Raw genomic sequence first — 14,360 nt, 5'->3', positions numbered from 1 at the left:
TCAATCAAGTGAGGCTCACTTCGTAGCAGAAAATAAAGTATGTTTTCAAACTCTAATAAGTTACTTCTAAAATTTGCGCTACGGTATCCTGTTTTACTCATAGCGACGGTCGTTCTTGGCTTCTCCGGCGCTCTATTTAATGGCGTGAGTACAACCTTAATTGTGCCGGTAGTGCTGGACTTTTTAGGGCAAGATCAACTAAATTTAAGTGGAGGACCCCCGCTCATTCGGAGAATGCTATCAGTGTTTGACGGTTTTTCCGGAGAAAACCGTCTCATAGCAATGACTGGGGCAGTATTACTAGCCATTATTCTAAAAAATGTCACTAGCTATATAAGCTCTCTAGTCGGTAGTTATCTATCCAAGTCATTAGTCAACGATATTCGCAAAGAAGGAATTCAGCTATTATTAGATGTCGATCTTGAATATTTTGCAAAGACGAAAGTTGGAGATATCATCAATCGATTAGGACAAGAAGTTAGTCGTACTGCTGGTTCAATTCGCGTTTTAATACGACTGTTTATCACAGTAGCCACAATTCTAGTATTTGTCTGGATATTGTTATTGATTTCTTGGCAACTGACCTTAGCATCTACAGTTTTGTTGATTCTAGTAACGCTGCCAAATCAATTTTATATCCAGCGATCTAAGAAATTTGGGAAAGCGGTATCAAGAGCATCAAAGGCTTATTCTAGTGCCCAACTTGAAGTTTTGACTGGGATTCGGCTCATCAAAAGTGTTAGTAATGAAGAGCGGGAATTCCAGCGACTAAACAAACTGATTAAGGATCGCGAGCAAGCGGAATTACAATCACAAGCGAACTCGGCAGCGATTGGACCTATCAATGAAGTATCTGGAATTATTGTTGTATTAGCGATTGTCTTGCTAGGTCGAGCTTTATTTTTACAGCAGTTGGAGTCGCTCTCGGCAGTACTGCTGACTTATCTAGTTGTCCTGTTCCGGTTACTGCCTTTTGTGGGTCAGTTAAACAGTGCGAGGGGTGAATTTGCCAACTCTGCTTCCAGCGTTGAAGTGGTGACAGATTTCTTGCGTCGGGATAACAAGCCATTGATGGTGAGTGGTGGCGTTCCTTACACCGGATTTAAAGAGGAAATTCGTTTTGAGGGTGTGTCTTTTGCCTATCCGGGGAATGACGATTTAGTTCTAAACAAGATAGATTTATGGATTCCTAAAGGGAAAACTCTTGCTTTAGTAGGAGCATCGGGGGCAGGCAAGTCAACGCTGGTCGATCTGCTACCAAGATTTTACGATCCGACAGAGGGTCGCATCACGATAGATGGAAAAAATATGAAGGAATTTGACATGCACTCGCTAAGAAAAGCGATGGGCATCGTCAGTCAAGATACGTTTCTATTTAATGATTCCGTTCGCAACAACATCGCCTATGCCTGGGAGAAAGTGACTGAGGAAGAGGTGATTGGAGCGGCTAAACGAGCAAACGCCTACGAATTCATTGTGAACTTACCTCAAGGATTTGATACAACGATTGGGGATCGCGGGGTTCTCCTATCGGGGGGACAACGACAACGGATTGCGATCGCTCGCGCACTGCTACGCAACCCAGAGATCCTCATCTTAGATGAAGCCACCAGTGCCTTGGATACGGTTTCAGAGCGTTTGGTGCAACAGGCGATTGATGAACTTTGCCGCGATCGCACAACAGTTGTAATTGCTCACCGCCTTTCCACTGTGCAAAAAGCCGATCAAATTGCCGTAATGGAAAAAGGTTGTGTTGTAGAACTCGGCACTCATGAGGAACTTTTAAAGAAAAACGGCTACTACACTCGTCTGTACTCGATGCAATTCTCTGAAACAACTCAAAATGTTATTAAAGCCGCCGTTAATGAAGCTTTAGTCAAAACCTCTTACGAAGTTCGGTCTCGTCTGAACCCCATGATTGGTTTCCTCAAGTTAGTAGTTGACGAGCTGGTAGATAGTCCCGAAGAGTCGCACGAACTGACCGAAGAAGCCTACGAGTCAGCAATTCGTCTGCTCAGAACTTTAGAGTTTCTCGAAGAAAGCTCAAAAATTAAGTAAAAATAAAGCTTTCCCCTACAGTACTTACGCAGTTAATTAGTGAATGCCTGATTGTGTCGTAGGGGCATGGCAGTGCCATGCCCCTACAGCGTGTTGACGTGCGTAAGCCCTGCCTTAATCTCTTTTCCTAATTCTCAGAGAAAAACTCTCAATGGAAGTGAATCGGCGTATAAATAATTCAGCTAATTTCACCGTTTTTCTCTTATACACCTTTTGGAAATTAGCTAATAATCTGGAAAATTAGCTACTTTTAATTAATTCCAATTATTATCTTTTGGGGTATAAGATACAAGGTCTCCTAGACGACGTTTCACACCGTCCATTTTGATGACAAAAAAACGCCGTTGCAGAAATATTTGTCTGGATAAGTTTGATGCTGTGCGCCAGCGCTGGTAAGCTGGGGTCGCCACATTAGTTAGAAAATCACGCCATTGAGCTACCAGCTTGGCAGGTTGTGTTGTTTCAGCGCGAACACGACCATTTTCGACTATGGCATGACGCAATTCTTGATCATCTTGCAGGCGCTTAAGCGCCGAAACTAAGTCAGTTAATGAATCAGCCTCTAAATAATCTAATTCACTTTGTCGTAGAAATTGGTAGGCAGATTCTCGACCCAAAATAATTGGTACACCTGCATGCCAAGCATTTACCAGTTTCGAGGCAGGTTTCCAAATGTACGAGCCTTGATACTCAAAGCTGCGTACAGCTATAACCACATCAATATCGCTGTAATCATTCCAACGATCGGGAGGCACTACTTGCCAACGTAAGCCTAAAGCATTCAGTTGTTGCTCCCAAGATGGAGCTTTTAACTCAGGTGCTAAATTGTACCGAATACCGAAGTAGCCAACGTTTTCAAAGCGATCGCCTCGTGCTTGGTTGCGAGGAATTAATTCTGGCTGAGGCCAGTAAGGGATGTAGTGACTACTCCATAAAGGTACTGGTTGACTGAGTTTTTCATCTTCGGGATTTTGTACTAGATGAAGCTGGGCGTAGGGATGATTGGGTCTATCTGCCTGAATGCAAACAAATAAGACGCTGGGGTTTGGTTTCAAATTAAAAGGCAAAAAATCTCGATGGGCTACGACAATTCCCTCAGCCGGTATACTATCTATCAATTCACACTCAAAACCATCAGCTTTAAGGTAAAGATACGTCTGTAATGTCCAATTGTATTTGCCACTCCGATAGGCTCCTCCTGTGTTGTTCTGCCACTGCCAATAGGAATCGACACTTTTTGGCATGACTGAGGGCCAATCACCTTTAGGAATATAAAAATAAATAGGCGGTAAGCGATCGCTCATATCTCATCATAGCAAATAAACTTGCTTAGTAAGTCGATGAATAGGCAATTCCTTCGATTAGAACTTTAGAGTTTAGAGATTCCAGAATATAGGGCTAGGATGAAGTAGCTGGTACCCGAACTCAGACAACTATAAAGATTATATAAATTTATTAAAACTTTAACTCCAGTCCTACTTGGGTATGCTATTGTTTAAATCTAATTGGTTTAATCTAAATTAAACAATTTTATGGATTCTTCAGTAGTTGAAAATATTAAATCTATTACAGACAGTAATTTGTCTTTTTACCGCTCTTCCCATTATTTTGAAAGATATGCTGAATTCCATACTATAGAGCAGTTTCGTCAATATTGTAACTGGGCGAAAGCTAATAACGTCAAGATATATATACTAGGAAATGGCTCTAATACTTTGTTTGTTAAAAAAAACATAAAATCATTAATTTTAAAAAATCAAATGATTAAACATTTGTAACCTCTTCCGGAAAATAGAATTGAAGTTTGTTCGTCTGTCTTACTAATAGATGTACTTAAATATTGCCATGAAAAATCTTTTGATTCTTTTTATTACCTTGCATCCGTACCAGCCACAATCGGTGGTGCTTTAGCAATGAATGCTGGTCGTGGTAGGCAACACCAATCTACTATATACGATTTCGTTGAAAGCGTAACTTTTTTTGATTTTGAAAGTAATACTATAAAAACCTTTGGAATAGAGAAAATTGTCAAAGGTTATAGAGAAACTATATTCACTGGTATTCACTCTTGTCTCATATTGAGCGCTATCTTTAAATTTAACCAAGCAACTTTTGACAATAATCCTATAACAGAAAGATGTAAGTGGTCGAAGAAGTTTCAAGATAATTCAGCCCCTAATTGTGGCTCTGTATTTAAATTAGCAGATCATCGCATATTAAACAGATTAAGAGGTTTGCAAATTGGGGGAGCATCTTTTTCGTCCAAAACTTATAATTGGATACTCAATAAGTCTATCGATAGTAAATCAATACTAATTCTTATTAAAATTGCAAAATTTTTACATATCATAAATGGTAAAAAAGCCGAGCTTGAATTAATTGTTGTAGATTAATCCAATTATAAAGCTTTAATCAACTTAGTTAATTCATTATTTGTTCCATAATTACAGACAGGATAAAAAAATGAAAGTAGGAATTCTCACGTTTCATCATACAACTAATTACGGTGCAACTCTTCAAGCTTATGCCTTATGGACAATTATTAAAGATCAAGGTCATGACGTTGAATTTATTGATTATCGTCCTCACAGAGCTGTCAGATATTATTTAAAAGAAATTCAACCAATTAATAAAAAAAATAAGAAATTTTTGGTAAATCGCCAAGCTTTCTCTAATCTGGTAAAAGCTTGGAAGATGAGAAGGTTTTTACTTTCCGAGGTACGTCTAAGCCGAAAAAAATCTTATTTAAGAAGTGGTTTAAAAGAATTTTACGGAAAGTACGATCTAGTGGTCTGTGGTAGCGATCAAATTTGGTGTATTGATACTTATTTTCGCGGCTTCGACCCTTCATACTTCCTAGATTTTCTAAGCGAACAAAAAACTTGTCGAAAAGTCAGTTATGCCGCTAGTTTTGGTAAAACAGAGACTTTAGGAAAACATCAAAAAGTAATCTGTAAATTAATTAGTCAGTTTGATGCTGTTGCGGTTCGAGACTCCAATAGTTTACGTTTGATTCAAGAAGAGTGTGGTAGAGAAGCAGTAAAGGTTCTCGATCCCACTTTTTTAGTTGATTATAGCAAAATTACTTCAGTTCCTGATTTAACAGACGAATATCTTTTAATTTACAATCAAACCCCTTTAAATTTGGAGCAACAAAACTTTGTTAGAGCAGTAGCTAAAGTGAAAAATTTAGTTATTATTTCTGTTGGGGAATACGATCAAGTTGCCGCTAAAAATTTCATAAATATTAGTCCCGATGAATGGCTAGGATATTTTAGTAAAGCTTCGTATGTTGTTACTAATACTTATCATGGAACGATATTTTCACTAATATTCAAGAAGTCTTTTACTGTGTTTGCCAACAAAAAGAAGTCAAATAAAACTAACGATCTGCTGCAACTTCTTGGATTAGAGAATCGTGTTATTTTAGAGCCAAGCCCTGTTAGTTCTATAACTGAAGAGTCTTTAAAAATTAATTATACCTTGATTGATGAAAAATTAGAAAAAGAAGTTTTCAGGTCTAAGACTTATTTACTTAATGCTCTTGATGGCAAGCAAGGATAGTTCAACTGACATTTTGCACCAATACCCTTATCAGGCAGAGCTTAGAATTATTGTTCTCAAGCTCTGCCTCTAGCGCTGATAATAATGTTGCAAAATTTAAGTTTAACGTGTTTATTTAGCATCTGTTTGTTTGCTATTTTGACGCCTTTAGAAAAAAGGTGTCAGAAGTAAATCGCATTACCTACAGATGAGGTTTCAGGTTCCTTTGACTTGAGCTACAAGTGATTTGACAGGCGCTGTTATCTTTCCTCGTACGCGACGGATTTGGCTTCGCATACCCTGCGTTTTAATATCCAGATCGCGGCGGATCAAGAAAGTATGTCTTGTCAAATTGGATGCCTTACACCAGCGATTGTAGTCTGGAACAGCTACATCTGTTAAGAAGTTGCGCCATTGAGCTACGAGCTTTGCCGGGTGACTTTCTTGCGAACGAATTCGACCATTGTCAATCATTGCACGACGTAGTTGTGCATCATTACGCAGACGCTGGAGCGCTGCAAGTGCTTCTTGAAGGGAATTTATTTCTATGTAATCAAGTTCACTTTTTCGCTCAAGGTGGAAGGCAGACTCGCGCCCAAGAATTGCCGGTACGCCTGCATGCCATGCATTAATTAGTTTTGAAGCTGGTTTCCAAGAATAGTCTTTTTGACTGTTAAAGTCACGCACAGCGAGAACCGCATCAATTTCTCTGTAATCATGCCAGCGATCGCGGCTTACCATTTGCCAACGCAGTCCTAAAGCTTTTAGCTGCTCCTGCCATGACGAATCTAACAGTTCAGACGCCAGTTCCCTATCACGACCAACAAAAGCAATATTCTCAAATCGATCTCCTCGAGTAGCACTGCGAGGGAGCAACCCTGGTTGGGGCCAAAACCGTATGTATTCGCTCTTCCAAAATGGCCATAAAAGCATCTCCTCGCGAGGATTTTGCACGGTATGCAGCTGTGCATAGGGGTGTCGTGCTTTATCTCCTAGAATGCAAACGAGTAGCAATTTCGCTCCAGGTTGCAGATTATCTGGCAGGGAGTCTCGATGGGCAATGACAATTCCTTCGCTAGGTATGGTTCCTACAAGTTCGCATGGGAACTCATCCGCTTTAAGGTGAAGATACGTTTGCAGCGTCCAATTGTATATTCCACGACCGCCATTTATAGAACACTGCCACTGCCAGTAAGTGTTAATGCTCTCCGGTAGCTCACCAGCAGACCAGTCATTTTGGGGAATATAAAAATAAATCTGTGGCAACTTATCAGTCATAAGAATGGAGATAATAAGGGGTTATGGGAACCATTAGTCTAGTGGCAGTATTAATTCCGCAAAAGTTTTAAGCTCCTCTAACTTTAGAAAAAGCTGAACGGAGTCGGCTGCGAAGTCCTATTGAATTTCGCATTTGTTGCAAGCTCTTTCGCATTTCCGTTGTTTGATTGGCTAGCTCGCGGCGCGTTAAAAAGATTTTTATAGTTAAGTTTGAGGCCATACACCAGCGTTCATAAGCTGGGATTGCTACGTCTGTTAAGAAGGTGCGCCAGCGCTCCACAAGTTTCTCAGGTTGTAGTTCCTCGGCACGCCGCTGACCGTTTTTAATCATTGCCTGACGCAACTCTCGATCGTCCCGAAGGCGCTTGAGAGCTACCATCACATCATTCAGTGAAGCCACCTCTATATAGTCGAGTTTGTTGGTGCGCTCGGCTTGATAGGCAGACTCGCAACCAAGAATTGCAGGTACACCCGCATACCAAGAATTGTAAAGCTTGGAAGCAGGTTTCCAGTGGTAGTCATTTTGGCGACCAAAGCTACGTACTGCCAGAATAGCATCAACTTCACTGTAGTCATTCCAGCCTACAGGAATACCGACCAGATGAAAGCACAAACCTAAGTCGTTGAGCTGTTGCTGCCACAACGGATCTTTCAGCTCTGAAGCCAAATTTTCTGCACGACCAAGATAGGCAATATTCTCAAAGCGATCGCCCCGTGCGCGATCGCGAGGGATTAACCCTGGCTGAGGCCAATGCGGAATATAATATTTTTCTCCAGGTAGCAAAAATCTATCCCCAATAAGCCTATAGGGGTTGAGCATTTCTTGGAGATTTTGGACAACATGTATTTGTGCGTAACGGTGTTTCGATTTATCTCCACAAACAACAATCAATAGTAGTCTTGGTCCTGGTACTAAATCGTTAGGTATTGTAGTTGTCCACGCAATGACAATGCCCTCGCTAGGAATATTTCCTACTAATTCGCAAGGAAAGCCATCGGCTTTCAGGCGAAGATAGGTTTGCAAAATCCAGTTGTACGCCCCGGTAGATTTACAGTTGCTATAAGCTTTTCGGTAAGCCTCCGGACTCTCCAAGATGTTGGTATCGGGCCAGTCTGCTTCGGGGAGGTAAAAATAAATTGGTGGTAGCTTCTCAGTCATGATGGTATGAAAATGTGCTTACATTGCAGAGGTTATCAATCAAACAAATCGCTGATTATTGATGAATTAATTTTTATCTAAAGCTACTGTTACTTTGTGTACGAGGTTGCTTAGGCGAATGCGAACTCCCTTTGTTTGCATGGCTAAGTCACGGCGCGTTAAAAATACTTTCCTGGTCGAATTTGAAGCCGTACACCAGCGTTCGTAAGCTGGAATTGCTATATCTGTTAAAAAGGTGCGCCACTGGGTGACGAGCTGCTTGGGTTGTAGTTCCTCCGCACGAAGCTTACCATTTTCAATCATCGCTCGACGAAACTCTTTGTCATCGCGAAGGCGTTTCAGTGCCAGAATCACTTCATCAAGCGAAGTTGCCTCTAGATAATCGAGTTCGCTTTTGCGCTCGAATCGGTAAGCAGACTCGCGTCCCAGAATCGCAGGTACACCAGCAATCCAGGCGTTGTAGAGCTTGGAAGCCGGTTTCCAGTAGTAGTCATTTTTACGATTAAAGCTGCGTATAGCTACAATTGCATCAATTTGACTGTAGTCGTTCCAAAGCGCTGGACTTCTCACTACCTGAAAACGCAAACCCAAGGCATTCATCTGTTCTTGCCAGGACGGTTGCCTCAGCTCATATACCAAATTTTCTTTACGACCCAGATAAGCAATATTCTCAAAGCGATCGCCTCGTGCGCGATCGCGAGGGATTAACCCTGGCTGAGGCCAATGCGGGATGAAATATTTCTCTCCTGGAATCAAATATTTATCCCCAATGTGTACGTGTGGGTAGAGCATTTCCTGGCGATTTTGGACAACGTGAAGCTGCGCGTAGGGATGTTTTGATTTATCTCCACAAACAACAATCAATAGTAGTTTCGACCCTGGTTGCAGCTCGTGCGTTACACTACTTGTCCAAGCAACAACAATACCCTCAGCAGGCATTTTTCCCGCTATTTCGCAGGGAAAACCATCAGCTTTCAGGCGAAGATAGGTTTGAAAAATCCAGTTGTACGTGCCAGTAGATTTTCCGCTTTTATAAACTTCTTGGTAGGTATCAGGATTCACCGATAAATTAATATCAGGCCAGTCTGATTCGGGAAGATAAAAATAAATCGGTGGTAACTGTTCAATCATGAGGTATGAAAATAAGCATGGATAACTAAGGTGAACCTTCAAAATCAAGCAATACAGGAAGTCTTCAAACTCTCCGTCAAAGCCAATATTTCAACTGAAGGTCATAATGACCGGCTTGCTCTGGAGGATACCACCCCGCTTCCACCTTCTCGATTATCTTAGGCAAAGCTTCGATAAATTCTGAACCCCGATCTTTTGGATGAACCGTCCAGGCTTTCGGAGAATCAAGAACTCCTCGGACATACTGCGTCGCCTCCAGTTGGTTCGATACCATCACTTCCCAGGAATCCAAAGCCCCTTTGGCAGTGATATTGTTCAATATCGTTTGTAACCTTACAGGCAACCGATTGGCAATCTTTTGCCGATAAGGACGCCACAGCACTGGTAATGGTAATAACTTGTCGAAACGCTTCTTGTCAATTAAGTAAATGCGACTGCTGAAAAACTTAAATGTGTAGAATCCATGTGGGTCTTGCTCATAGGGCACCCGTTGATACATACTACCATCCTCCGTCGGTGGCCCAGTCAGCGGTCTGATTGCCATCACTTCTGGGTGTTGTTGCATCAACTTCATCCCCTCTTCCACCCAGCTATAATCGGGTTGCTGATGGAGCAGCATATCGCTGTCATAGTGAAGCATATAGTCACCTTGGGCTTCCTCAATGTGAAAAATCGTGCCCAAAATGGGGTAGCCCTTATAGTTATGTGTATACCGGATGCGGCTGCCAAAATGTTTGCGATATACTCGGTCGTGATAGGCTCCAGAGTAGTCAATATCGACTATCTTATCTACCACACCATCACCCAGCAAGCGATCGCAGCACTCCCGCAACTGTTCTAGAGTACCAATGCCTGGACGCCCGATTTTGTCCCCCGTTAGCGGTGCCGTATCTACAGCCAACACCCGTTCGCTAAACTTGAATTTACTCATCTTCACTAGATGAGGAATGGTGTGCATCATGAACGGCAGATCGGTTCGCGCTACCAAAATCCACAGTGAACAGCTAGCAATTGACATTAATTCTGCCTTTGTGTTTTAGACATCAGGAAGCTCCTAAAAAGATTTTAATGTATTATTCAAGTTAACCCGCTGAGGATTTTTATATGACAGACGGCATCTATACACTGGCGAATGATGTAGTCTACGACCAACTCGTTGCTCTATTAAATAGCATAGAAGCCAATGTCGGTAAAGAAATCCCAGTCTGCGTTATTGCCTATGATAATCGAGTAGACCAAGTTCGTGCAGAAGTTGCTAATCGGGAAAATGTAACCTTACTGGACGATGTTAACTTGTTTGCTCGTTGGGAAGATTTCTCTAAACGGGTATGGGCAGCCCATCCCACTGCTTTAAAAACTTGGCAAGAACAAGGAATTCCCGGTGTTAATCGTATAGGAATGAATAGGCGATACTGTGCCTTCGATGCAGATAGTCCTTTTGAAAGGTTTATCTATTTGGATGCCGATATTGTAGTCATAAATTCATTAAATCTTATCTTTGATAAATTAGATGACAATGATTTCGTAGTTTATGATTTTCAGTATAAATCTCCTTCTCATATCTTTAATCTCCAGTCCCCCAAATTATTAGAAGTTGTGGATAAAACCCGGCTTAGTACAGAGATCTTTTGTGCCGGAATGTACGCTGGGAAGCGAGGGCTATTTACCCAACAACAAAGAGATTGGTTAGTATCCAAGCTAGAGGAAGGCGAGGCAGAAATTTTATTTATGCCAGCGCCTAACCAATCAGTTCTTAACTATATGACGATGAGATGCGAGATTCCAGTTTATAACTTGGCACTGCATTTACCTGACGACCAAAAGACGGGAAACGCGGTTACTTCTCCTCATTTTGAAGCTAGGGATAATATTCTGTACGATCGGGGCAAACGATTGACCTATCTACACTATATTGGGTTGTCATCAAAATTGTTTCCTAGGGTTTGTGGGGGAGAAAATATTGATTTTCCTTACCGGGATATTTTCTTGCATTATCGCTATCTTCACGAACCAGAGAAGCGACCCAAGTTTACAACCAAACCGAAACCTTACAATCAGCCTCCGAGTTTAGCCAAAAGAGTTTTAAAGAAAATTGGATTCACCAGTTGAGGATATTTGAATGAGTCGTGGTATCTATATTCTTGCTAACGATCGCGTAATTGATAATGCGATCGCGCTATTGAATAGCATTCGCGTTTATGACGCTGATAGCCCGATTGTGATGATTCCCTATAACAATCAATATCAAGCGATCGCTGATATTATTACTAAGTCCTATGGGGTACAAATCTACGAAGATTTACAATTATTAGAAAATATAGATGATTTAGTCAAGCAGACGTGTGGCGAAAATCTTTTAGATAGACCGAATCTGCTTCGCAAGTTAGCCTGTTGGTTTGGTCCTTTCGATGAGTTTCTATATATTGATACTGATATCGTTGTATTTGAAAAAATTATAGAAAATCTTAATTATCTTGCAAATAATGATTTTATCTGCTGCGATTATCAATACACAGGGGGAATTAAACAAGTTTTTACACCCCAAATTACAGAAATCTTCACTGAAGACGAATTGAAAGATGTTTTCAATAGTGGTTTTTGGGGTTCTAAGAAAACCCTAATTACTCAACAAGACTTGCAAGATACTTTTACATTTTGTGCATCTCATCCTGAATATTTTTATCTCTTAAACTCAGACCAAACAATTCTTAATTATCTGGTATTAAAGCGAATCTCCCGACGATTTAATATTGTTCGGGAAAATGGTAAGGGACCTGGAAATTGGGCAGGAAGCCCGCACTTTAAGCAGGAAGGCAATAAATTAGTCGATCCAAAAGTTAATCAGCCCCTAAAGTTTGTACACTGGGCAGGAGTCCGTCTAGAGCCAGGTGGTTCGTATTGGGATATTTGGGAACACTATCGTTATCTGAATGAACCTAAACCAGCTCAAGTGGCATCCACTCAGAAGAAAAAAAGCTTGTGGCAGCAAATCAAAGATAAAATTCGGGGATAAAAATGCACGCTAGACGCTTTGCTATTCAAGTAAGGATGGAGGGTAAAAAACATAAGACGAGTCAAATAATTTTAAATCTAGAGTTTTAAATCAATAACCTCCCAGGCAGCTTGAAAGAAGTCTCGTTCGCACAACATCGCATAGCGGTAGGTTGATTTCAAAGATGCTGTGGTAGCGGCATAACGGTCAGCCAGACTTTCTAATTTCTGAGCCAGTTGCTCAAATTCCTCACTGCTATAGGTGCGAATCCAGTTAGTGTATTGATGGTCTTTTATCCCACTTTGAGCCATCTGCTGACCTAAGAAAGCATACAGACGCATACAGGGTGCCATCGCCACAGAAATTAGACCAACCTCAGAACTCCAAGCTGTCGCTAATAGAAAGTCTGTGTAGCGGCGGGTAGCGGCTCCTGGTTCTACTGCTTGCAGGTTTACTCCCCACTCATCTGCATAGCCTTGATGAAGGGAAAGTTCATCTAAAACGCCCCCAGCCAGGGCATGAAAACTATTAAATCCCTCCGAGTCGGGAGCTTTAGCAGCGGCAATGCTGTAGGCACGGGCAAAGGCTTCTAAGAAAAAGGCGTCTTGCCCCATGTAGTAAGCAAATCGCTGCTGGTGGAGCGTGCCGTCAGCAATGCCTTGGACAAAGGGATGCTTGAGGCAGGCTTGCGCTAAATCTTGATTTTCCTGCCACAAATCACTGGATATCGTCATAACTGCTTTGTGAATACTGGTCAGGTATTTTAACCCAGCCTACCAGACTTAAAAAAGCAATCGGAGTAGTAGGGTACCAATTCCTCCTAGGAAATTAGCCAAATTTCCGCCGCTGCTACCCACATCCTGCGGAGGTGTAGTCAGCTCTTTAATGAAAACTTGGGTAGTCTGATAGCCCTGAATATTTCCCTGGATGGTAAAGAGTTCGGAAGCTTTCTGAGAATCCAGAACGGCTCCGGAGCGATCGCCCATTTGATAACGCGCTACTCCCCTCGCTAGATATGCAGGGGCAAAGTTGGGCTTAAGAGTCAGTGATTGGTTGAAATGATCGATTGCGCCTTGTTGGTCTCCTTTCTGACCCTCTGCTACACCCCAAGCGTAGAAATCTTCAGATGTGGCTGCGTAGCTAGGGATGCCAATAGCAGCCTGCAAATTAGCACCATTGATATTAGCACCCGCCAAATTTGCATTAACGAGATAAGTTTCTCTCAGGTCAGCACCTGCCAGGTTCGCACCCGTCAAGTTAGCACCGCTCAGATTGACGCCAAATAGAGAAGTCCCGCTCAGGTTAGCACCCCTGAGGTCGGCTCCACTCAAATTGGCACGACTGAGATTAGCACGACTCAAATCAGCGCCGGTGAGATTAGCTCCCGACAAGTCAGCTAAAGCCAAACCAGCACCACTGAGGTTGCACTGCGAACATTGTTTAGTAGCCAATAACTGTCTAATATGTTCAACGTTTTCAGCTTTTGCAGGAGCAGCTAGGGAAAGTGTGGTCAGCAGTGCTGCTGTTGCGGCGATTTGGGGTTTCATATCGAGTCGTGCAGCGGGAGCTTTCTATTTTCCCCAGCATAAACCATTCAGGAAAACATCAATGCTTTATCGTACAGAATTAGAACCGCTGCTATTTTCTGGGGTGTGGGTATTAGGGCGAGGCAAGAGGCTGACAATTTGCGATGCGGTTTCTTGCAAGTTTAGTTCTGAAGCCATCTGGGGGGCTGACCAGCTGTGTCCCAAAAACACATTGAGAGAGAATGTTAGAGTGGCAGCTACCATTAATTTTTCCAGCATCTCAAACTCCCCCGCAGCAGATAACTTACCGCATAAAACTTCGATATTACTAATATGAATAGTTTTTATCTAACATTAGGTGATTGACATCTTGCGAAAAATGTGAATTTGTCTCTTGTACTGGGTGATCCTAGTCACATACGGCGAATTTGCCGTCTAAATAGGCGATCGCATCTCCTCATCGGCAAGCGCAACACCAACCATTCTTATAACCGCACCATCAAACTGGGGTCAATATCTTGTAACTTAGCACAGCCACTCAAAGCGATCGCTCGCATCAAGTTCATCCCGCAAAAGTTCCAGAATGCTAGGGCTTTGAGGACATCAGTGCCGCGACGGATGCCGCCATCTACGAGAACTTCTGCTGTGTCCCCAACAGCCGCCACCACCTCAC

At 42.1% G+C, this 14,360-nt stretch carries 14 protein-coding genes; 5 read left to right on the top strand and 9 right to left on the bottom strand.

The annotated features are described in order from the left end of the window. Positions 1-39: 39 nt before the first annotated feature. Positions 40-2,058 carry an ABC transporter ATP-binding protein gene (locus ACFW2W_RS03595; RefSeq protein ID WP_378173430.1) on the top strand — a complete coding sequence of 673 codons (2,019 nt, stop codon included), beginning with the start codon at positions 40-42 and terminating at the stop codon, positions 2,056-2,058. A gap of 254 nt (positions 2,059-2,312) precedes the next feature. On the opposite strand, the gene ACFW2W_RS03590 is transcribed toward ACFW2W_RS03595, so the two are convergent. Beyond that, the gene (locus tag ACFW2W_RS03590; protein WP_378173427.1) at positions 2,313-3,362 is read right to left on the bottom strand and encodes a glycosyltransferase; all 1,050 of its coding nucleotides are present in this window, start codon (positions 3,360-3,362) and stop codon (positions 2,313-2,315) included. A gap of 609 nt (positions 3,363-3,971) precedes the next feature. On the opposite strand from ACFW2W_RS03590, the gene ACFW2W_RS03585 reads away from it, so the two are divergent. Next, positions 3,972-4,451: a hypothetical protein gene (locus tag ACFW2W_RS03585; RefSeq protein ID WP_378173425.1), complete on the top strand. Its 480-nt coding sequence runs from the start codon at positions 3,972-3,974 to the stop codon at positions 4,449-4,451. Positions 4,452-4,521: 70 nt separating this feature from the next. Further along, a complete protein-coding gene (locus ACFW2W_RS03580; RefSeq protein WP_378173422.1) occupies positions 4,522-5,622 on the top strand; it encodes a polysaccharide pyruvyl transferase family protein in 1,101 nt (366 codons plus the stop codon). Between the two features lie 195 nt (positions 5,623-5,817). On the opposite strand, the gene ACFW2W_RS03575 is transcribed toward ACFW2W_RS03580, so the two are convergent. From ACFW2W_RS03575 to ACFW2W_RS03560, 4 genes are all read right to left on the bottom strand, one after another. After that, positions 5,818-6,879, bottom strand: a complete 1,062-nt coding sequence (locus ACFW2W_RS03575; RefSeq protein WP_378173419.1) for a glycosyltransferase — start codon at positions 6,877-6,879, stop codon at positions 5,818-5,820. A 67-nt stretch (positions 6,880-6,946) separates the two neighbouring features. Further along, positions 6,947-8,038 carry a hypothetical protein gene (locus ACFW2W_RS03570; protein WP_378173417.1) on the bottom strand — a complete coding sequence of 364 codons (1,092 nt, stop codon included), beginning with the start codon at positions 8,036-8,038 and terminating at the stop codon, positions 6,947-6,949. Positions 8,039-8,104: 66 nt separating this feature from the next. Next, positions 8,105-9,169, bottom strand: a complete 1,065-nt coding sequence (locus ACFW2W_RS03565; RefSeq protein ID WP_378173415.1) for a hypothetical protein — start codon at positions 9,167-9,169, stop codon at positions 8,105-8,107. A 76-nt stretch (positions 9,170-9,245) separates the two neighbouring features. Continuing rightward, entirely contained in the window at positions 9,246-10,187 is a 942-nt protein-coding gene (locus ACFW2W_RS03560) for a hypothetical protein (protein ID WP_378173412.1), read from the bottom strand. A gap of 86 nt (positions 10,188-10,273) precedes the next feature. Here ACFW2W_RS03560 and ACFW2W_RS03555 point away from each other — a divergent pair, with 86 nt between their 5' ends. Next, a complete protein-coding gene (locus ACFW2W_RS03555; protein WP_378173410.1) occupies positions 10,274-11,278 on the top strand; it encodes an Npun_R2821/Npun_R2822 family protein in 1,005 nt (334 codons plus the stop codon). Between the two features lie 10 nt (positions 11,279-11,288). Further along, a complete protein-coding gene (locus ACFW2W_RS03550) occupies positions 11,289-12,182 on the top strand; it encodes an Npun_R2821/Npun_R2822 family protein (RefSeq protein WP_378173407.1) in 894 nt (297 codons plus the stop codon). A 77-nt stretch (positions 12,183-12,259) separates the two neighbouring features. Here the strand turns inward: ACFW2W_RS03550 and ACFW2W_RS03545 are convergent, their stop codons facing one another. The 4 genes from ACFW2W_RS03545 to ACFW2W_RS03530 all read right to left on the bottom strand — a co-directional run. After that, the gene (locus tag ACFW2W_RS03545) at positions 12,260-12,895 is read right to left on the bottom strand and encodes a TenA family protein (RefSeq protein ID WP_378173404.1); all 636 of its coding nucleotides are present in this window, start codon (positions 12,893-12,895) and stop codon (positions 12,260-12,262) included. 48 nt (positions 12,896-12,943) lie between these two features. Next, positions 12,944-13,708: a pentapeptide repeat-containing protein gene (locus tag ACFW2W_RS03540; protein ID WP_378173401.1), complete on the bottom strand. Its 765-nt coding sequence runs from the start codon at positions 13,706-13,708 to the stop codon at positions 12,944-12,946. 66 nt (positions 13,709-13,774) lie between these two features. Next, positions 13,775-13,966 (bottom strand): hypothetical protein, encoded by a 192-nt coding sequence (locus ACFW2W_RS03535; protein ID WP_378173398.1) that lies wholly within the window; start codon positions 13,964-13,966, stop codon positions 13,775-13,777. Between the two features lie 206 nt (positions 13,967-14,172). Continuing rightward, on the bottom strand, positions 14,173-14,360 hold a 188-nt coding region (locus ACFW2W_RS03530), incomplete at its 5' end, for an alpha-hydroxy-acid oxidizing protein (RefSeq protein ID WP_378173396.1).

The organism is Coleofasciculus sp. H7-2 (assembly GCF_042747725.1).
GTDB lineage: Bacteria > Cyanobacteriota > Cyanobacteriia > Cyanobacteriales > FACHB-T130 > FACHB-T130.
This window is presented reverse-complemented; position numbering and strand designations above follow the sequence as displayed.